General features: G+C 71.5%; 15 protein-coding genes. 7 read left to right on the top strand and 8 right to left on the bottom strand.

The genetic code is table 11. The features are described 5' to 3' along the window. Window positions 1-255 precede the first annotated feature (255 nt). The 4 genes from ACZ6JY_RS20250 (at window position 256) to ACZ6JY_RS20235 (ending at window position 3,491) form a co-directional block, all read left to right on the top strand. A complete protein-coding gene (locus tag ACZ6JY_RS20250) occupies window positions 256-1,479 on the top strand; it encodes an NAD(P)-dependent malic enzyme (protein WP_469197375.1) in 1,224 nt (407 codons plus the stop codon). 160 nt (window positions 1,480-1,639) lie between these two features. Further along, window positions 1,640-2,602 (top strand): zinc-binding dehydrogenase, encoded by a 963-nt coding sequence (locus ACZ6JY_RS20245; RefSeq protein ID WP_469197374.1) that lies wholly within the window; start codon window positions 1,640-1,642, stop codon window positions 2,600-2,602. Window positions 2,603-2,682: 80 nt separating this feature from the next. Continuing rightward, window positions 2,683-2,892, top strand: a complete 210-nt coding sequence (locus ACZ6JY_RS20240) for a helix-turn-helix domain-containing protein (RefSeq protein WP_369214859.1) — start codon at window positions 2,683-2,685, stop codon at window positions 2,890-2,892. Further along, window positions 2,892-3,491, top strand: a complete 600-nt coding sequence (locus ACZ6JY_RS20235; RefSeq protein ID WP_469197373.1) for a Clp protease N-terminal domain-containing protein — start codon at window positions 2,892-2,894, stop codon at window positions 3,489-3,491. The genes ACZ6JY_RS20240 and ACZ6JY_RS20235 overlap by 1 nt, the downstream gene beginning before the upstream one ends. 384 nt (window positions 3,492-3,875) lie before the next feature. Here ACZ6JY_RS20235 and ACZ6JY_RS20230 read toward each other — a convergent pair whose 3' ends face one another. Together ACZ6JY_RS20230 and ACZ6JY_RS20225 are read right to left on the bottom strand one after the other, a co-directional pair. Then, window positions 3,876-5,012: a PadR family transcriptional regulator gene (locus tag ACZ6JY_RS20230; RefSeq protein ID WP_469197372.1), complete on the bottom strand. Its 1,137-nt coding sequence runs from the start codon at window positions 5,010-5,012 to the stop codon at window positions 3,876-3,878. Window position 5,013: 1 nt separating this feature from the next. Next, window positions 5,014-6,018, bottom strand: coding sequence for a DUF4097 family beta strand repeat-containing protein (locus ACZ6JY_RS20225; RefSeq protein ID WP_469197371.1), 1,005 nt, complete (start codon window positions 6,016-6,018; stop codon window positions 5,014-5,016). Window positions 6,019-6,187: 169 nt separating this feature from the next. Between ACZ6JY_RS20225 and ACZ6JY_RS20220 the strand changes: the two genes are divergently transcribed. After that, the gene (locus tag ACZ6JY_RS20220) at window positions 6,188-7,012 is read left to right on the top strand and encodes a hypothetical protein (protein ID WP_469197370.1); all 825 of its coding nucleotides are present in this window, start codon (window positions 6,188-6,190) and stop codon (window positions 7,010-7,012) included. 130 nt (window positions 7,013-7,142) lie between these two features. Here the strand turns inward: ACZ6JY_RS20220 and ACZ6JY_RS20215 are convergent, their stop codons facing one another. The 5 genes from ACZ6JY_RS20215 to ACZ6JY_RS20195 form a co-directional block, all read right to left on the bottom strand. Beyond that, window positions 7,143-7,328 (bottom strand): DUF6104 family protein, encoded by a 186-nt coding sequence (locus ACZ6JY_RS20215; RefSeq protein ID WP_030190019.1) that lies wholly within the window; start codon window positions 7,326-7,328, stop codon window positions 7,143-7,145. 170 nt (window positions 7,329-7,498) lie between these two features. Then, window positions 7,499-11,293 carry a multifunctional oxoglutarate decarboxylase/oxoglutarate dehydrogenase thiamine pyrophosphate-binding subunit/dihydrolipoyllysine-residue succinyltransferase subunit gene (locus tag ACZ6JY_RS20210; RefSeq protein ID WP_469197369.1) on the bottom strand — a complete coding sequence of 1,265 codons (3,795 nt, stop codon included), beginning with the start codon at window positions 11,291-11,293 and terminating at the stop codon, window positions 7,499-7,501. A gap of 276 nt (window positions 11,294-11,569) precedes the next feature. After that, window positions 11,570-12,628 carry a HAMP domain-containing sensor histidine kinase gene (locus tag ACZ6JY_RS20205; RefSeq protein WP_469197999.1) on the bottom strand — a complete coding sequence of 353 codons (1,059 nt, stop codon included), beginning with the start codon at window positions 12,626-12,628 and terminating at the stop codon, window positions 11,570-11,572. 34 nt (window positions 12,629-12,662) lie between these two features. Continuing rightward, the gene (locus tag ACZ6JY_RS20200) at window positions 12,663-13,403 is read right to left on the bottom strand and encodes a response regulator transcription factor (RefSeq protein WP_469197368.1); all 741 of its coding nucleotides are present in this window, start codon (window positions 13,401-13,403) and stop codon (window positions 12,663-12,665) included. A gap of 65 nt (window positions 13,404-13,468) precedes the next feature. Continuing rightward, window positions 13,469-14,167, bottom strand: coding sequence for a spermidine synthase family protein (locus ACZ6JY_RS20195; RefSeq protein ID WP_469197367.1), 699 nt, complete (start codon window positions 14,165-14,167; stop codon window positions 13,469-13,471). Window positions 14,168-14,390: 223 nt separating this feature from the next. On the opposite strand from ACZ6JY_RS20195, the gene ACZ6JY_RS20190 reads away from it, so the two are divergent. Then, complete coding sequence (locus ACZ6JY_RS20190; RefSeq protein WP_469197366.1) at window positions 14,391-15,299, top strand: rhomboid-like protein; 909 nt, start codon at window positions 14,391-14,393, stop codon at window positions 15,297-15,299. Here ACZ6JY_RS20190 and ACZ6JY_RS20185 read toward each other — a convergent pair. Next, window positions 15,185-16,219, bottom strand: coding sequence for a methyltransferase (locus ACZ6JY_RS20185; RefSeq protein ID WP_469197365.1), 1,035 nt, complete (start codon window positions 16,217-16,219; stop codon window positions 15,185-15,187). The genes ACZ6JY_RS20190 and ACZ6JY_RS20185 overlap by 115 nt on opposite strands. A 160-nt stretch (window positions 16,220-16,379) precedes the next feature. Here ACZ6JY_RS20185 and lon point away from each other — a divergent pair, with 160 nt between their 5' ends. Then, window positions 16,380-18,794, top strand: coding sequence for an endopeptidase La (gene lon / locus ACZ6JY_RS20180; protein ID WP_469197364.1), 2,415 nt, complete (start codon window positions 16,380-16,382; stop codon window positions 18,792-18,794). Window positions 18,795-18,940: the final 146 nt, after the last annotated feature.

Raw genomic sequence — 18,940 nt, 5'->3', positions numbered from 1 at the left:
GCACCCGGCGTGACGCCTCCCGGCTCCCGCGCTCCTCTGCGCCCGGCTGCAACCAATGTCACTCGCCCCTTCCTGCCGCTGTCGGGTAGAAAGAGTGGTTACACCCCTCATCCGGGGCTCAGGGCGCGTGTGCGGCGCGCCCGCGTGTCCGTACCTCCCTCCGCCGACAGGCGGAGAACGGACGCGGTGCCCGCCCGCTTCTCAACCAGGAGCGGACACCCTCAACGAATGATTAAGACTTAAGGGGTCAGACAAGTGGCAGCGGAGATCGTCAATCCTCGCAGCGACAGCAGTACGGATCACGAGGGCCCCGCGGATGCTGCGGAACCCTTCGATCCGGCGTTTGCGCTGCACCGCGGCGGCAAGATGGCTGTGCAGGCCACCGTGCCGGTCCGCGACAAGGACGACCTGTCCCTCGCGTACACGCCCGGCGTCGCGAAAGTGTGCAGTGCCATCGCGGAGCAGCCGGAGCTCGTCCACGACTACACGTGGAAGTCGAACGTGGTCGCCGTCGTGACCGACGGGACCGCCGTGCTCGGCCTCGGGGACATCGGGCCCGAGGCCTCCCTCCCCGTCATGGAGGGCAAGGCCATTCTCTTCAAGCAGTTCGGCGGCGTGGACGCGGTGCCGATCGCGCTCGCGACGACCGACGCCGACGAGATCGTCGACACCGTGGTGCGGCTCGCCCCGTCCTTCGGCGGCGTGAACCTGGAGGACATCTCGGCGCCCCGCTGCTTCGAGATCGAGCGCAAGCTCCAGGAGCGGCTCGACATCCCGGTCTTCCACGACGACCAGCACGGCACGGCCGTGGTGACTCTGGCCGCGCTGCGCAACGCGGCGAAGCTGACCGGGCGCACGCTCGGCGAGCTGCGCGCCGTGATCTCCGGGGCCGGTGCCGCCGGTGTCGCCATCGCCAAGTTCCTGCTGGAGGCGGGGCTCGGCGACGTGGCGGTCGCGGACCGCAAGGGCGTCGTGAGCCGGGACCGGGAGGACCTCACCCCGGTCAAGCGGGAGCTGGCCGAGCTCACGAACAAGGCCGGGCTCAGCGGCTCGCTGGAGTCCGCGCTCGCCGGGGCCGACGTGTTCATCGGCGTCTCGGGCGGCACCGTCCCCGAGGCGGCCGTCGCGTCCATGGCCCCCGACGCCTTCGTCTTCGCCATGGCCAACCCGAACCCGGAGGTCCACCCCGACGTCGCGCACAAGTACGCGGCCGTGGTGGCGACCGGACGGTCGGACTACCCCAACCAGATCAACAACGTGCTCGCCTTCCCCGGCATCTTCGCCGGTGCCCTCCAGGTCCGTGCCTCGCGGATCACCGAGGGCATGAAGATCGCCGCCGCCGACGCCCTCGCGGCCGTCGTGGGTGACGAGCTCGCCGCGGATTACGTGATCCCGTCGCCGTTCGACGAGCGGGTCGCCCCGGCCGTGACCGCGGCCGTCGCCGCCACGGCCCGCGCGGAGGGCGTCGCCCGCCGCTGAGCGCCCGTCGCCGGATGCCCGGCGCGCCGTCCGCGCCCCCTGCCGTGTTCCTCGCGGCGGGGGGCGCGGCGCGTGTCACCGTCGTACGAGGCGGAGCGCGGCGCGTGTCACAGTCGTACGAGGTTCCGCCGTGGCCCGGCGGCGGCCTAGGGTCGGCGGCATGTTCGCTGCCTATGCCGCCCGAATCGACCGTGACCAGCCGCTTTCAGGCCTGGAGTTGGGGGAGCGCCCGGCCCCCGACGCCCGCCCCGGCTGGTCGACCGTGAACGTCCGAGCCGCCTCCCTCAACCACCACGACCTGTGGTCGCTGCGCGGGGTCGGCCTCGGCGAGGAGAAGCTGCCGATGATCCTCGGCTGCGACGCCGCAGGGATCGACGAGGACGGCAACGAGGTCGTCCTGCACTCCGTCATCGGCCAGTCCGGCCACGGTGTCGGCCCGCGCGAGAGCCGCTCCATCCTGACGGAGAAGTACCAGGGGACGTTCGCCGAGCGGGTCGCCGTGCCCACCTGGAACGTGCTGCCCAAGCCCAAGGAGCTGTCCTTCGCGGAGGCGGCCTGTCTGCCGACCGCGTGGCTCACCGCGTACCGCATGCTCTTCACCAACGCCGGTGTACGGCCCGGCGACTCGGTCCTCGTGCAGGGCGCCGGCGGCGGTGTCGCCACGGCCGCGATCGTGCTCGGCAAGGCGGCGGGCCTCCGGGTCTTCGCCACGAGCCGGGACGAGGCCAAGCGGAAGCGGGCCCTGGAGCTGGGGGCGGTGGAGGCGGTCGAGTCCGGCGCGCGGCTGCCGGAGCGGGTGGACGCGGTGATCGAGACGGTCGGCGCGGCGACGTGGTCCCACTCGGTCAAGTCGCTGAAGCCCGGCGGCACGCTGGTCATCTCGGGGGCGACGAGCGGTGACCGGCCCGCGCACGCGGAGCTCACCCGGATCTTCTTCCTGGAACTGAAGGTCGTCGGCTCGACGATGGGCACCAAGGACGAACTGGAGGACCTCCTCGCGTTCTGCGCGGCCACGGGGGTGCGGCCCGTGATCGACGAGGTGCTGCCCCTCGACCGGGCGCGCGATGGCTTCGAACGGCTCGCCTCCGGCGATCTCTTCGGCAAGATCGTGCTGGAGGTCTGAGAGCCGCGTACGCCGGTGCCGCCTCCCCGTGTCGTCAACCATGGTTGACGAACGGCCGATGTCAACGTAAGTTGACATCCATGACCGAAGCAACGGATCTCGCCGAGCGCGCGGGCGATCGTGACCCCCGGGTCGGACTGCGGGCCGTGACCGCACTGCGGAAGCTGGTGGAGCAGTTGGAGGCCGTGCAGGTGCGCAGCGCGCGCATGCAGGGCTGGTCGTGGCAGGAGATCGCCGCGGAGCTCGGAGTGAGCAGGCAGGCCGTGCACAAGAAGTACGGGAGGCAGTGATGTTCGAGCGATTCACCGAAGACGCCCGCGCCGTGGTGCTCGGAGCGACCGGACAGGCGGAACGGGCGGGGGCGGCGGCGGTCGACGACGGGCACATGCTCCTTGCCCTGCTCGCGCAGCCGGCCGAGGGTACCGCCGGCCGTGCCGCCTTCGCGCTGACGGCCCTGGGCGCGGTGGACCGGCGGGAGTCGCTCGAAGCGGCCCTCGCCGAGGCGCGGCGCAGGGGCGGGCTCTCCCAGGCCGACACCGAGGCGCTCGCCGGGCTCGGCATCGACGTGGACGAGATCGTCTCCCGGGTCGAGGAGGCGCACGGGGCCGGGGTGCTGGCCGGTGCGGGGTCCGGCGGGGGCGCCCGGCGGGGCAAGGGGCTGCGCGGCTGGGGCTGGTCGGGGCATCTGCCGTTCACGCGCGACGCCAAGGAGGTCCTCGTCAAGTCCCTCCGCATCGCGACGGCCCGCCGCGACCGCTCCATCGGCGCCCACCACATCCTCCTCGCCCTCACGGTCCGCCCCGGCACGGTCTCCGAGGCCCTGGCGGAGCACGGGGTCACCTACGGAGAACTGGAACGGGTGCTGTTCGCGGGGGGTGACGGGGGGTAGCCGGCTTTGGCCGGCCTCGGCCAGCCTTGCCGCTGGGGGGCGGGGTCAGGGGCAGGGCGGGGGCCGGGGGAGGCTGGGGCCCGGGGACGGGAGGCCCGACCGCTGGGGCTCGGCGGTCGACCGGCTCTGGGGCTCAGTACGAGGCCTGGCCGCCCCCCGTGGCCTGCGGTGTGGGGCGGTGCTGGGGCCTCCGTGCCTCGCCCGGTGCTCGCAGGGTCCGTGAGCCGGGGGCCCGGCGGTCGACCGGCTCCGGGGCTTGGTGCGGGGTCTGGCCGCCCCCGGGGGCGGCGTCCGGTCCGCCTTGCAGAGGTGGCCGCCCCGGGGGAGCCACCCGTGGCCTCCGGTACGGGAGGCATGGGGGGCTCGGTGCCCCGTGGCGTGGCGTCAGGGGCCGGGCGTTCTCAGGGCCGCTGCGATATGTGCCGCCGCGGTGCTCAAGTGGCGGCGGGCGTCGCGGAACTGCTCGCCCGTCACGCCGTGGTCCCGGGCCGTGTCGCGGATGTCGTCCCGGAAGCGGTCCAAGAGGCGGTCCAGGTCGCGGGCGGGGTCACCGGTCGAGTCCTCCTTGGCCCAGTCGGGGACATAGCCGACGGGGACGTCCTCGGGAGCTGTGCTGAACGTGGCCCCGGCCTTGGTCCCGGACCCCGTCTCGGCGCCGCCACCGGCGTCCTTCGGCTCGGCCGACTCCTGCGTGCCGTCGGCATCCTTCGCCTCGGCGGACGAGCCGGACGTGCGGGACCCCGGCCATACACCGAAGTCCTTGCCGAGATCCATGCCGAACTGGCCGAACTCCTTGGCCAGCTTCGTCAGACCCTCCTCGACGCCCGTCGGCCAGTCCTCGCGGGGATAGTGGCCCTCGACCTGCTCCCGGATGCGCTGGGCGATGCGCTGGACCTCCTCCTGAGCCAGGCTCCGCGCCCGGTCCTGGGCCTCCTTGGCCTCGCGGCGCGCCCGCTGGGCCTCGTCACGGGCCCGGCGGCTCTCGTCCTTGGCCCGCCGCGCCTGCTCCCTCCACTCCTGCTTGGCGCGCTTGAACTCCTCCTTGGCCTGGCGCCAGCCCTCCTTGTCGCCCCAAGCGGCGTCGAGGAACTCGGCCGGGTCGGGGAAGGCGCCGGACCCCGCCCCGCCACCCGTACGCGTCTCCTTGGCCGCCGCCCGCATCTCGCGGCGCAGATCGCCCGCCACGCCCTGGACGCCGTCACGGATCTCCGCGGCCAGCTCGGCGACCGAGTCGCGGATCTCCAGCTCCAGGTCGGCCAGCTCACCGCTGCGCGCTGCCAGCTCGGCGCGGCCCGCGTCCGTGATGGCGTACACCTTCCTGCCGCCCTCGGTGGTGTGCCTGACCAGGCCCTCGGCCTCCAGCTTCGCCAGGCGGGGGTAGACGGTGCCTGCCGAGGGTGCGTACAACCCGTGGAAGCGCTCCTCCAGGAGGCGGATCACCTCGTAACCATGGCGGGGGGCCTCGTCCAGCAGCTTGAGCAGATACAGGCGCAGGCGGCCGTGGGCGAACACGGGGGGCATCTCAGAGCACCTTCTTGTCTGTCGGGCCGGTCGGGCCGGTCTGGTCGTCGGCCGCGGTGGGGTCCAGCGGGGGTTCGTCGTGCGGCTCCGGTCCGTGCGGTCCCGGGCCGTTCGCCGCCGGGTCGCTCGCGTTCGGGCCGCGTGGTGCCTCGCCCTGTGGAGGCTGCCCGTGCGGACCTTCTCCGTAAGGATCTTCGTCCATGGGCGGCCTGCGCAAAAGCGCGACGGAACCGGAGACCGTGGTCGCCTTGAGCCGGCCGCTGCCCGTGCCCAGGCGGCCCGTGACGCGCTTGGCGCCCCACTGGCCGCTCACGCGCAGATCCTCGAAGGCGTTCGACACCGCGCCGCTCGTGGTGTCCACCTCCACCTCCGCGTCCGCGGGATGCGGCAGCCGGACCGCGATCTCACCCGTGACGTTGGCCAGGGCCACCTTGGGCGCCTCGCCCGCCGGGGCGAGGTCCACGATCATCGAGCCGCTCACCGAATCGGCCCGGACGGAGGGCCCCGCGGCCTCGACCACGGTCAGGTCGCCCGAGACGGAGACGCACCGCAGCTCGCCGGTGACGCCCTGCGTCTCGATGCTCCCCGAGACCGTCTCGGCGTGGACCGGGCCGGAGAGGCCCACCAGTGTCGTGCCGCCGGTGACGCCTCTGACTTCCGTGCGCCCCTCGATGCCGGAGACCATGGTGGCCGCGCCGACCGTGCCCACCTCGACGCGCGCCCCGGCCGGCACGGCGAGGGTGACCGCCGCGCTGCGACGCCACCCCTTGAAGTCGAAGCGCTTGAGGAAGCCCTTCCACTGGAGGTCGTCATAGGCGACGGAGACCACGCCGTCCCGCTGGCTCACCGTCAGGGGAGGGCCCTCGATCTCGGACACCTCAAGGCGGGCGGAGTCCTCGCCCGTGCCCACCACGTTCACCGTGCCGTTGACGACGCGGACCCGGAGGGTGGTCACCGGGGCGTCGAACGTGAGCTTCTGCGGCTCGGCGACGGACCACTCAGGCATGGAGCTGACCTCCTCGACGGTTTGACCTCGACGCGCCATATCGCGTCTTCTGTCATTCACGATATATCGCGGTTCGGGGAAGTCAAGACACGCGAAAGGGTGAACGCGCGACCCGGCTCCCTTTGCGGGTTTATGAGCCGAATAGGGAGATCTGTCCTAGCGTAGGAACATGTCGTCCAAAGCCTCCGAGCGCACCAATACCGCCGGTGCGTTGCTGCTCTGCCGGGCCGAACCCGACACGGTCGGGCCCGTGGCCCAGTTGCTCCGTGAGCAGATGGTGCTCGCGCCCGCGGGCCGCGGCTGGAGCGTGCTGGTGCCCGAGGGGCGGCCGTGGCAGCGCGGCGAGGAGCCGGTCGACCGGGTGCTCACCGGCTGGGCCACGGCGCTCGCCGTGGGATCGAACTGGCCCGTACTGGCCCTGTGGTGGGACACCGACCGCTCCGGCTACACCCTCGCCGCCGGTTTCCGGCGCACCGTCGGCTACGAATGGCTGGCGAGCGGCACGGCGGTCGGGGAGGACGAGGCGATGCGGACGTTCGCCGCGCGGCTCGGCCTCGACCCCGTACTGGACGTGCAGTCCCTGTCCGCGCTGACCAGGCCGGACGCCGAAGCCGACGCGCGCGCAAGGATGCGGGGGCTCCTCGCCGTCCTCGTCCGCACCGGTCTCGCGCTCCCGCCCGGGCTCGACCCCGGTGAACCGGCCGACCGGCTGCGGGAGGCGGCACGGGCCGACCACGACGCGCGCCCGATCGAGTGGACCGGATGGCGGGACGCGGTGCGGGCGGAGTTCGACGTGGTCGAGAGCGGGCCGCTCGGCCCCTGGATGCGAGGCCCCCGGGCGCGGACGCTGGCCGCGGCGCAGGTGGCCGTGAGCCTCCCGCTGGCGGCCTGGGCGGTGCGGCACCGCAGCGCGGGCTGGGCCACGGCCGCCGGGGTCCTGCTGGCACAGGGCACACTCGGCCTGGCGTACGACAGGATGCGGGCGCACGGCTGAGGGAACACACCGCAAAGCCACCGGTCAGCCCGGCGCTGGGTTTCGCGGACATCAAGATGCGGACGCCGAGACGCCGGACGCCGAGACGCCGGACGCCAGGATGCCGGGCGCCAAGACGCGGGCGCGACGTCTACTCCTCGTCCTCGTCCTCGTCGTCCAGACGGGCCAGCCACGTCGCCAGGCGTTCGACCGGGACCTCGAAGTCCGGGTTCAGGTCCACGAAGGTGCGGAGCTGCTCGGCGAGCCACTCGAAGGTGACCTCCTCCTCGCCGCGCCGCTTCTCCAGTTCCTCGATGCCACGGTCGGTGAAGTACAAGGCGTTCTCCGTCAGAGGTGTTCAGGGGTGTTCAGGGGTGTTCAGGCAGTTCAGGGGCGTTATGGGCGTGCCCGCTCAGGATATCCGGCGGCGGCTGGACGCCGGAGGGCCCGGCCTCCGGGTGACGAGCACTCGGGGGCCGGGCCCACCTGCGTACGAACCGCTCAGGCTTACGCCTCGAAGACCTCGTTCAGGAGCTGCTCCTGCTCCTGCTCGTGGCGCTTCTTCGAGCCGACCGCCGGGGACGAGCCGTGCGGCCGCGAGATGCGGCGCAGGCGCTCGCCGTGCGGGATGTCCGCGCCGACCGCCAGGTCCAGGTGGTCGATGAGGTTGAGGGCGATGAAGGGCCACGCGCCCTGGTTCGCCGGCTCCTCCTGCGCCCACAGGTACTTCTCGGCGTTCGGGTACTTCGCGATCTCCGCCTGGAGCTCGGCACCCGGCAGCGGGTACAGACGCTCGATGCGGATGATCGCGGTGCCCGTGTCGCCGCGCTTCTTCCGCTCGGCCTCGAGGTCGTAGTACAGCTTGCCGGCGCAGAAGACGACCTTGCGGACCGCCGACGCCTCGACCGTGTCGTCGCCGATGACCGGGCGGAAGCCGCCCGTCGTGAACTCCTCCGTCTTCGAGGCCGCCGCCTTCAGGCGCAGCATCGACTTCGGGGTGAAGACCACCAGCGGCTTGTGGTGCGGGTTGTGCACCTGCCACCGCAGGAGGTGGAAGTAGTTCGACGGGAGCGTCGGCATGGCGACCGTCATGTTGTTCTGCGCGCACAACTGGAGGAAGCGCTCGATGCGGGCGGACGAGTGGTCCGGGCCCTGGCCCTCATAGCCGTGCGGCAGCAGCAGCGTGACGCCGGAGTGCTGGTTCCACTTCTGCTCGGCGGCCGAGATGTACTCGTCCACCACCGTCTGCGCGCCGTTGACGAAGTCGCCGAACTGCGCCTCCCACATCACCAGAGCCTCGGGACGGGCCAGCGAGTAGCCGTACTCGAAGCCCATCACCGCGTACTCGGAGAGCAGCGAGTCGTAGACGTTGTAGCGCGCCTGGTCCTCGGAGAGGTACAGGAGCGGCGTGAAGTCCTCGCCCGTCTCGCGGTCGATGAGCACCGCGTGGCGCTGACCGAACGTGCCGCGGCGCGAGTCCTGGCCCGACAGACGGACCGGGGTGCCCTCCAGGAGCAGCGAGCCGATGGCGAGGGTCTCGCCCATGCCCCAGTCGATCGTGCCGTCCTCGACCATCGTCGCCCTGCGCTGGAGCTGCGGCAGCAGGCGCGGGTGGACGGTGACCCGGTCGGGGATGTTGACCTGGGACTCGGCGATCCGCTTCACGATCTCCTGGGAGATCGCGGTGTCGATCTTGACCGGGAACTCGGCCTCGGGCGCGGGAACCTCGGTCTCGGTCGGCTGCGAGGTGGCCTCGCGGACCTCTGTGAAGACCTTCTCCAGCTGGCCCTGGAAGTCCTGGAGCGCCTGCTCGGCCTCTTCCAGGGTGATGTCGCCGCGACCGATGAGGGACTCGGTGTAGAGCTTGCGCACCGAGCGCTTCTTGTCGATCAGGTCGTACATCAGCGGCTGCGTGAACGCCGGGTTGTCCGACTCGTTGTGACCGCGGCGGCGGTAGCAGATGAGGTCGATGACGACGTCCTTGTTGAACGCCTGGCGGAACTCGAAGGCCAGGCGGGCGACGCGGACGACGGCCTCGGGGTCGTCACCGTTCACGTGGAAGATCGGCGCCTCGATCATGCGGGCCACGTCGGTGGCGTACATGGAGGAGCGCGACGACTCCGGGGCGGCGGTGAAGCCGACCTGGTTGTTGATGACGATGTGGACCGTGCCGCCGGTGCGGTAGCCCCGCAGCTGCGACATGTTCAGCGTCTCGGCGACCACACCCTGGCCCGCGAAGGCCGCGTCACCGTGCAGGGCGACGGGCAGGACCGTGAAGTCCGTGCCGCCCTTGTTGATGATGTCCTGCTTGGCGCGGGTGATGCCCTCGATGACCGGGTCGACCGTCTCCAGGTGGGACGGGTTCGCGGCGAGCGAGACCTTGATCTGCTCGCCGTCCAGGCCGGTGAAGGTGCCCTCGGCGCCCAGGTGGTACTTCACGTCGCCGGAGCCGTGCATGGACTTGGGGTCCATGTTGCCCTCGAACTCGCGGAAGATCTGGGCGTACGACTTGCCGACGATGTTGGCGAGGACGTTCAGGCGGCCGCGGTGGGCCATGCCGATGACGACCTCGTCCAGGCGCGACTCGGCGGCACTGTCGATGACGGCGTCGAGCAGCGGGATGACCGATTCGCCGCCCTCCAGGGAGAAGCGCTTCTGGCCGACGTACTTCGTCTGGAGGAACGTCTCGAAGGCCTCGGCGGAGTTCAGCCGGCGCAGGATGCGCAGCTGCTCCTCGCGCTCCGGCTTCGAGGCCTGCGTGCGCTCGATGCGGTCCTGGAGCCACTTGCGCTGCTTGGGGTCCTGGATGTGCATGAACTCGATGCCGGTGGTGCGGCAGTACGACTCACGCAGCACGCCCAGGATGTCGCGCAGCTTCATCATCGACTTGCCGGCGAAGCCACCGACGGCGAACTCCCGCTCAAGGTCCCACAGGGTGAGGCCGTGCTCGGTGATGTCCAGGTCGGGGTGCTTGCGCTGCTTGTACTCCAGCGGGTCCGTGTCGGCCATGACGTGGCCGCGGACGCGGTAGGAGTGGATCAGCTCGAAGACGCGGGCGGCCTTCGTGACGTCGTCGTCGTGCGAGGCGTCGATGTCCTTGAGCCAGCGGACCGGCTCGTAGGGGATGCGCAGCGCCTTGAAGATCTCGTCGTAGAACTCGTTCTCACCGAGGAGGAGGTTCGCGACGATCCGCAGGAACTCGCCGGAGGCGGCGCCCTGGATGACCCGGTGGTCGTAGGTCGACGTGAGCGTCATGACCTTCGAGATGCCGAGCTTGTTCAGGGTGTCCTGGGAGGTGCCCTGGAACTCCGCGGGGTAGTCCATGGCGCCGACGCCCATGATGACCGACTGTCCGGGCATCAGGCGCGGGACCGAGTGGACGGTGCCGAGGCCGCCGGGGTTGGTCAGGGAGACCGTGACGCCGGTGAAGTCGTCCATGCCGAGCTTGCCGTCGCGGGCGCGGCGGACGATGTCCTCGTAGGCCTGCCAGAACTCGAAGAAGTTCAGCGTCTCGGCCTTCTTGATGCCCGCGACGACGAGCTGGCGGTCGCCGTTGGGCTTCACGAGGTCGATGGCGAGGCCGAAGTTGATGTGCTCCGGCTTGACCAGGGTGGGCTTGCCGTCCTTCTGCACGAAGGAGTAGTTCATCGACGGCATGGCCTTGATGGCCTGCACCATCGCGTACCCGATGAGGTGCGTGAAGGAGATCTTCCCGCCGCGGGCGCGCTTGAGGTGGTTGTTGATGACGATGCGGTTGTCGAAGAGCAGCTTCACCGGGACCGCGCGGACCGACGTCGCCGTCGGGACCTCGATCGAGGCGTTCATGTTCTTCGCGACGGCGGCGCTCGGGCCGCGCAGCGTCACGTACTCGGGTCCTGCCGGGGCTTCCTTCGCGGGCTCCGCCTTGGCGGCGGGCTTCGCGGCGGCCGGCTTGGCCGCGAGGGCCGGAGCGGCTGCCGCGGGCTTCGCCGCGGGGGCGGCGGCCGGCGCGGCCGGAGCCTGCGCCTCGGGCTTCGCGGCGGGAGCCTGGGCGGCCGGGGCGGGAGCACTGGGGGCCGCGGCCCCCGCGGCCGTGTCACCCGCCGGCTTCGCCGGGGCGGCGGCCACGGAGGCGCCCGCCCCTGGCTTGTAGTCGGCAAAGAAGTCCCACCAGGCTCGGTCGACCGAATTCGGGTCCTGGAGGTACTGCTGATAGATCTCGTCGACGAGCCACTCGTTGGGACCGAAGGCGGCGGCAGGGTCCTTGCCCTGCCCGTCTTGGTCGGTCGAGATGCTCGAGTTACTGGGGGACTCTGACGACACGGCGGTAACCGCCCTCTTCCGCTTCACAAGGTGATGGACAGCGGAAATAAAGGCTACGCCTCCATCGGCGTGAGGTGCAGGCCGGGCCCGTCATCCGTCGCGTAAGTCACACCGGAACAATGGTTTCGGCGCTGTGAATGGCGGGAAACAAGCGAAGTTCCGCAACGCGAGATGGCCGCGCGGGTACGCCCGAAGGCCGTCTACGCGCGGCGGCGGCTGCCGAGTACCCCCGAAGAGGCCCGACTCATCGCTTCCGCTTCGAACCCTACGTCAACTTCATCCGTCGGACAGGCCCGGAAGAGTGACCTGGATGCGGCAGCCGCGAGGGGATTCGGCCACCCCGATCTGCCCGCCGTGCAGGTCCACCGCCCAGCGCGCGATGGCGAGGCCGAGACCCGTGCCCCCGTCGTTGCCCGCGTTCTGCGCGCTGGCACCCGCGTGGCTGCCGCGGTTGAAGCGCTCGAAGACGCGGTGCCGCTCGGCCTCCGGGATGCCGGGGCCCTCGTCGAGCACCTCCAGCTCCAGGGACTCGGGGAAGGGCCCGCGCCGGGCCTGGACCGTCACACGGCCGTGCGGCGGGCTGTGCTTGACCGCGTTGTCGATGAGGTTCGCCACGACCTGGTGCAGGCGCTCCGCGTCCGCGTGGGCCGTCAGCTCGGGGGGTGAGACGTCCAGGTGCAGATGGACGTCCGTACGCGTGTGGCTGCCGGAGCCCGAGGCGATGCCCGCGCGCGCGGAGGCCACCATGTTGGCCTCCTTGAGCACGCCCGACAGATACGGCCACACCTCGAAGCGGCGGGCCTTCAGCGGTACGACGCCGTTGTCGAGGCGGGAGAGGTCCAGCAGGGTCTCGACGAGCCGCCCCAGGCGCTCGGTCTGCTTCAGGGCGGTGCGCATCGTCTCGGGGTCGGCGGCGGAGACACCGTCGACGACGTTCTCCAGGACCGCGCGCAGGCCGGCGATGGGGGTGCGCAACTCATGGCTGACGTTCGCCACGAGCTCCTTGCGCTGGGTGTCCTGGGCCTCCAGGTCGTCGGCCATGGCGTTGATCGTGGAGGCCACGTCGCCCAGCTCGTCGCGGCGGTCGGCGCCGCGCGCCCGGCGTGTGTAGTCGCCGTGGCTGACGGCGCGGGCCACCGCGTTCATCTCGTCGAGCGGCGCCGTGAGGCTGTGCGCGACGAACTGCGTGATGAGGAGCGTGGCGATCACCGAGAAGACGGTGATGAAGCGGAGCTCGGTCTCGGTCTTCATGGCCACGAGGAGCAGGCCCGTGGTGATGAACACCGAGACGACCACGAGGGCGCCGAGCTTGGTCTTGATGGAGAACGGCCGCATCTCGCCGAAGGGCCCGCTCATGGCGAGGCCGGCCTCATGGCGTGGGGGTCTCGAGGGCGTAGCCCACGCCGTGCACGGTACGGATGCGCTCGGCACCGATCTTGCGGCGCAGCGCCTTGATGTGGCTGTCGACCGTACGGGTGCCGGACGCGTCGGCCCAGTCCCACACCTCGGCGAGGAGCTGCTCGCGGGAGAGGACCGCGCGCGGGGTGTTGGCCAGACAGACAAGGAGGTCGAACTCCGTGGGCGTCAGGTGGACGTCCTCGCTGCGCACCCGCACACGCCGCTGGGCGTGGTCGATCTCCAGCTCGCCCAGGCGCAGGATGCCGCTGCGCGGCGTGGTGGCGGCCAGCGCGGCCCGCTCGACCCTGCGCAGCAGGACGTGCACGCGGGCCGCGAGCTCCCGCATGGAGAACGGCTTGGTCATGTAGTCGTCCGCGCCGACACCGAGCCCGACCAGCATGTCCGTCTCGTCGTCGCGCGCCGTGAGCATGAGGACCGGGACGGGACGCTGGGCCTGGACCCGGCGGCACACCTCCAGGCCGTCGAAGCCCGGCAGCATGATGTCCAGAATCAGCAGGTCGGGCTGCCAGGCCTGGGCGGTGTCGACCGCCGAAGGACCGTCCATCGCCGTTTGCACGACGAAACCCTCGGCGCGTAGCCGGGCCGCGATGGCGTCGACGATCGTCGGGTCGTCCTCGACCACCAGCACCCGGCGCTGGGCGCCCGGCGTCGCCGCCGCCGCGCCGTTCTGGGAGGTGTGTGTCTGCTCCATCGCCCGCCCCTGACACTGATCGCTTGTGTTCGGTCAGCAGCGTACGGGGCGCGAAGGGGCCTCGGCTACGCAGCCCTGACGCCGAGGTGCACCACGTCGGGGACGCCTCGGGCAACGGGGATCTCTTGGGTGGTTACCTGACGGAACCCGGCATTCCGTAGAGCGTCGTCGAAAGTGGACGAGGGTCTGGCGGACCACACGGCGAGCACTCCGCCCGGGTTCAGCCGGGCTTTGCAGGCGGCCAGACCGGCAGGCGAGTAAAGGGAGTTGTTGCTCTCCGTCACCGTCCAGTCCGGGCCGTTGTCGATGTCGAGACAGAGCGCGTCGTACGTCTCGGCGGGCCCGGCAGCGGGGTCCACGGCCTCGGAGACGTAATTCACGAGGTCGGTGTGGAGGATTCGCGTACGCGAGTCCGCGAGCGCCGCACCGGAGAGTCCGGCCAGCGGTCCCTCCCGGTGCCAGTCGATGACGGCCGCCTCGCGCTCGACGACGGTGACGCGTCCCCAGCGGGGATCCGCGGCGGCGTGGGCCAGGGAGAACCCCACGCCAAGGCCGCCGATCAGGAGGCTGGGCTCCGCCCTGCCGTCGAGGGCGTCCCGCGCCGCGTCGACGAGCAGTCGCTCGGAGCGGCCGTCGGAGGTGTCCATCAGAAAACAGCCGTTGGCGATGATCTGCAGCAGCTCACCGTGGCGCCGCAGCACGACCTCGCCGTACGGGCCCTCGCGCCGGTCAATGACGACGGGGGCGGTGGTGTCGGTCCGCATGGCACTCAGCGTAGGGAACACGCCGCACGCGGCAAGTGAGAAAGCGCAAGCCCGGAGCCGGAAGCCGGAGGTTGGGTGCCGACGGCCGGCGCTCGGCAACGTGGTGACGCAGAAGTCACCCTCCGGGTTGCTGTGAATTGCGTCACGCGTGGCGTCGGTCGTTGGACAACGGCGGAAAAGAGAGCAAAGGGTGGGACGGAACGCCGGAAGGAGCCCCTCACCCGTGAACCAGAGCGTCGAGCCCCCGGACGTCGCCCGCGCGCGCCAGGGCCCGCGGCAGCAGCCCACCCTGAACGCGCTCCCCGGCCAGCGGGACCGCGGGCCCGCCAACTCATCCTCGTCCTCATCCTCGTACGAGTACGAGGATGAGGATGAGAAGGAACGGGCGCCGGCCTGGACCAGGTTTCCGCTCCGGCTCCGGAAGCTGCTCCCGGGGCCCAGGGCCACGCCCTTCACCTTCACGTACGCGCTCGTCCTCGCCGTCACGTCGCTCGTCACCCAGTACGCGGACCCGCGGCTCGTCTCCTCGCTGCTGCACGGGTCGAGCACCGACGTGGCCCACCTCGTGCACAGCCCCGCCCTCGTCCTGGTCGCCAGCGCCCTGTGGATCGCGGGCGGGATCACCTCGCCGTACGCGATCGGCTTCCTGCTGGTCCTGACCGCCCTCGAACGCCGCATCGGCGGCCTCCGCACGGCCGGGGTCTTCCTGCTCGGCCACGTCGTCGCCACGCTCGCCACGGAGGTCCCTGTCGGCCTCTCGGTTCTCGCGGGGCACCTGCCCGACAGCTCGCTGCACCGCCTCGACTACGGCATCAGCTTCGGCGTGGCCGCCAGCGTCGGGGCGCTCGCGGGGCTGCTGCCGCCCTGGTCAGGATGGACCGTCCTGGCCGGCTTCGGCTGGGTCCTGGTGGACGACCTGATCGCGTTCGAGGACCCGATGACCAACTGGGGCCACCTGCTCGCCCTCGCCATCGGCGTCGCCACCTGGCCGCTGCTCCGGCGCGCCCGCCGGTCACGTCACGCCGCCACCGCCTCGACGACCGAGGGGAACGCCGCCGTCGGCAGCACCCGCGTCAGCCTCAGCTCCGCCGCCGCGAGCAGCGCGGCGAACTCCTCCCGCGTACGCTCCTGACCGTCCACCACGGAGGCCATGGCCAGGTCCATGGCCTTGCCGGGGTGCGGGGCGTTGCCCCCGGACAGTACGGACTCGACGATGACGACGCGGGCGTCCGGGGCCATCGCGGCGCGGCAGTTGCGCAGGATCCGCAGGCAGCCGTCGTCGGGCCAGTCGTGCAGGACGTGCTTGAGGACGTAGAGGTCGCCGCCCTTCGGCACCTCGGTGAAGAAGTCGCCCGACTCGGCGCTCCACCGGCCCCGCACCGCTTCCTCGCCGCTCAGGACGTGCGTGCTGATCGCGGGCGTCTGGTCGAAGAGCACCCCCGAGAGGCCGGGGCGCCCGCGCAGGACCGCCAGGAGCAGGCCGCCGCGCCCGCCGCCGACGTCCACCACCCGGCCGTGCCCGGGGAAGGGGTACGTCTCCGCGACCACCGCGTCGACCCGGGCCGAGAGCGACGTCATCCCGGAGTCGAACAGCTCCCGCAGCTCGGGCTCCTTCGCCAGGTACGCGAAGAACGGCTCGCCGAAGAGCCGCTCGAAGGACGGGCCCGCCTTGCGCACGGTCTCCTCCAGACCCGCCGAGGTCCGCAGGAACGTCGGGTCGGTCAGCATCAGGACCGCCGCGTGCTGTGAGTACGGCACGTCCGTGCGCAGGGCGTCGCCGGCCGGCGTCAGGTGGAAGGCGCCGGTCCCGTCCTCGCGGAAGACGCCGCGCGTGGCGAGGTAGCGCAGCACGCGCCGCAGGTGCCCGGCGTCCGTGCCGGTCAGCTCGGCCAGCTCGCGCGCGGTGCGCGGACCGGCGGCCATGAGGTCGGCCACCCGGCAGCGCGCGGCCGTGCGCAGGGCCGCGGAGAAGAGATGGCCGAGCGCGTGCTCGACGAGCTGACCGGTGACGTCCTGCTGACCGGTGACGTCCTGCGCCTCAGGTGTGTCCACCGTTCCACCGTCCTGGCAGGACGCCGTTTCGTACAGGGGTGGGGTACGGCCCCGTGACGGGTTTTCGCCGATCGCTCAGAGCGAACATCACTTGGGGAACACTGAAGCGCTCATAAGCATTGAGCCGGTATAGCTCAACTTGAATGCCGAAGGGGAGATCATGGCTACTGAGTCCACCTCGTACACACCGCTCACTCTGCCCGTGCTGCCGCTCGACGACGAGGTGGTCCTGCCCGGCATGGTGGTCCCGTTCGACCTCTCCGACGCCGATGTGCGCGCCGCCGTGGAGGCCGCGCAGGCCGCCGCGGGCTCCGAGGGCGACAGCAAGCCGAAGGTGCTGCTTGTTCCGCGCATCGACGGGACGTACGCCGCCACCGGTGTGCTCGGCACCGTCGAGCAGGTCGGGCGGCTCGCGGACGGCGACCCGGGCGCGCTGATCCGCGGCCGGAGCCGCGTGCGCATCGGCGCGGGCACGACCGGGCCCGGCGCGGCCCTGTGGGTCGAGGGCCTGAAGGTCGACGACTCCGTCACCGAACCCCTGCCCGGCGCCGTCACCGAGCTGGTCAAGGAGTACAAGGCGCTCGCCACGAGCTGGCTGAAGAAGCGCGGCGCCTGGCAGGTCGTCGACCGCGTCACGCAGATCGAGGACGTCTCCACGCTCGCCGACAACTCCGGCTACTCACCCTTCCTCACCGTCCAGCAGAAGATCGCGCTCCTGGAGACCGAGGACGCGTTCGACCGTCTCCGGCTCGCCACCGAGCAGCTCCGCGAGCACCTCGCCGAGCAGGACGTGGCCGAGTCCATCGCCAAGGACGTGCAGGAGGGCGTGGACAAGCAGCAGCGCGAGTTCCTGCTGCGGCGCCAGCTCGACGCCGTACGCAAGGAGCTGCGTGAGCTGGGCGGCGAGAAGGAGGGCGAGGAGTCCGACGACTACCGCGCCCGCGTCGAGGCCGCCGACCTGCCCGAGAAGGTCCGCGAGGCCGCCCTCAAGGAGGTCGACAAGCTGGAGCGGTCGAGCGACCAGTCGCCCGAGGGCTCCTGGATCAGGACGTGGCTCGACACGGTCCTCGAACTGCCGTGGAACGAGCGCACCGAGGACGAGTACGACATCAAGGGGGCCCAGGAGATCCTCGACGCCGAGCACTCGGGGCTCCGGGACGTGAAGGAGCGCATCACCGAGTACCTCGCGGTGCGCAAGCGCCGTTCCGACCGCGGTCTCGGGGTCGTCGGGGGCCGTCGCGGCGGCGCCGTCCTCGCCCTGGTGGGCCCGCCGGGCGTCGGCAAGACGAGCCTCGGCGAGAGCGTCGCGCACGCCATGGGGCGCAAGTTCGTGCGGGTCGCGCTCGGCGGCGTACGCGACGAGGCGGAGATCCGCGGCCACCGCCGTACGTACGTGGGGGCGCTGCCCGGACGGATCGTGCGGGCCATCAAGGAGGCCGGGTCCATGAACCCGGTCGTGCTCCTCGACGAGATCGACAAGGTGGGCTCGGACTTCAGGGGCGACCCGGCGGCCGCCCTCCTCGAAGTGCTCGACCCGGCCCAGAACCACACCTTCCGGGACCACTACCTGGAGGTCGAGCTGGACCTCAGCGACGTCGTCTTCCTCGCCACGGCCAACGTCCTCGAAGCCATCCCGGAGGCGCTGCTCGACCGCATGGAGCTGGTCAGGCTGGACGGCTATACCGAGGACGAGAAGGTCGTCATCGCCCGCGACCACCTGCTCCCGCGCCAGCTGGAGCGGGCGGGCCTCGGCGCGGACGAGGTCACCCTCGACGAGAGCGCGCTGCGCAGGCTCGCCGGTGAGTACACACGCGAGGCGGGCGTACGCAATCTCGAACGCTCCGTGGCGCGGCTGCTCCGCAAGGTCGCGGCCCAGCACGAACTGGGCGACCGGGAGCTGCCCTTCACCGTCACGGACGCGGACCTGCGCGGCCTGATCGGGCGCCCGCACCACGTGCCCGAGTCCGCCCAGGACCCGGCCGAGCGGCGCACCGCGGTGCCGGGCGTGGCGACCGGGCTCGCCGTCACCGGCGCGGGCGGCGACGTCCTCTACGTGGAGGCCTCGCTCGCGGACCCGGAGACCGGCGCCTCGGGGCTCACGCTCACCGGTCAGCTCGGTGACGTCATGAAGGAGTCGGCGCAGATCGCGCTGAGCTTCCTGCGCTCGCACGGCGCCGAGCTGGAGCTGCCCGTGGGCGACCTGAAGGACCGGGGCGTGCACATCCACTTCCCGGCGGGCGCGGTCCCCAAGGACGGCCCGAGCGCGGGCGTCGCGCTGACGACCGCCCTCGCCTCGCTGCTCAGCGGGCGGCTCGTCCGCACGGACGTGGCGATGACCGGCGAGATCTCGCTGACCGGCCGGGTCCTGCCGATCGGCGGGGTCAAGCAGAAGCTGCTCGCCGCGCACCGCGCCGGGATCACCACGGTGATCATCCCGAAGCGGAACGAGGCGGACCTGGACGACGTGCCCGCCGAGGTCCTGGAGAAGCTCGACGTGCACGCCGTCACCGATGTGCGCCAGGCGCTGGAAGTGACGCTCGCGGACGCGGAGATCAAGGTCGCCGTGGCGGCCTGAGGCCGTGACGAGGCGGTGGGCGGGCCCGGATGCCCCGGGGTGGACACCACCGTGTACCCCGCCGTTGGTGAGCGCCCGGGCCCGGTGGAGGGTGCCGTTGAAAGTGTTGTGGTTGCCGACCATCTGCCCCCAAAAGGTGTACTGCC

Source organism: Streptomyces sp. NPDC046335, assembly GCF_055587985.1.
Note: the sequence above shows the minus strand (reverse complement) of the source record. Positions and strands in the feature narration are given on the sequence as shown.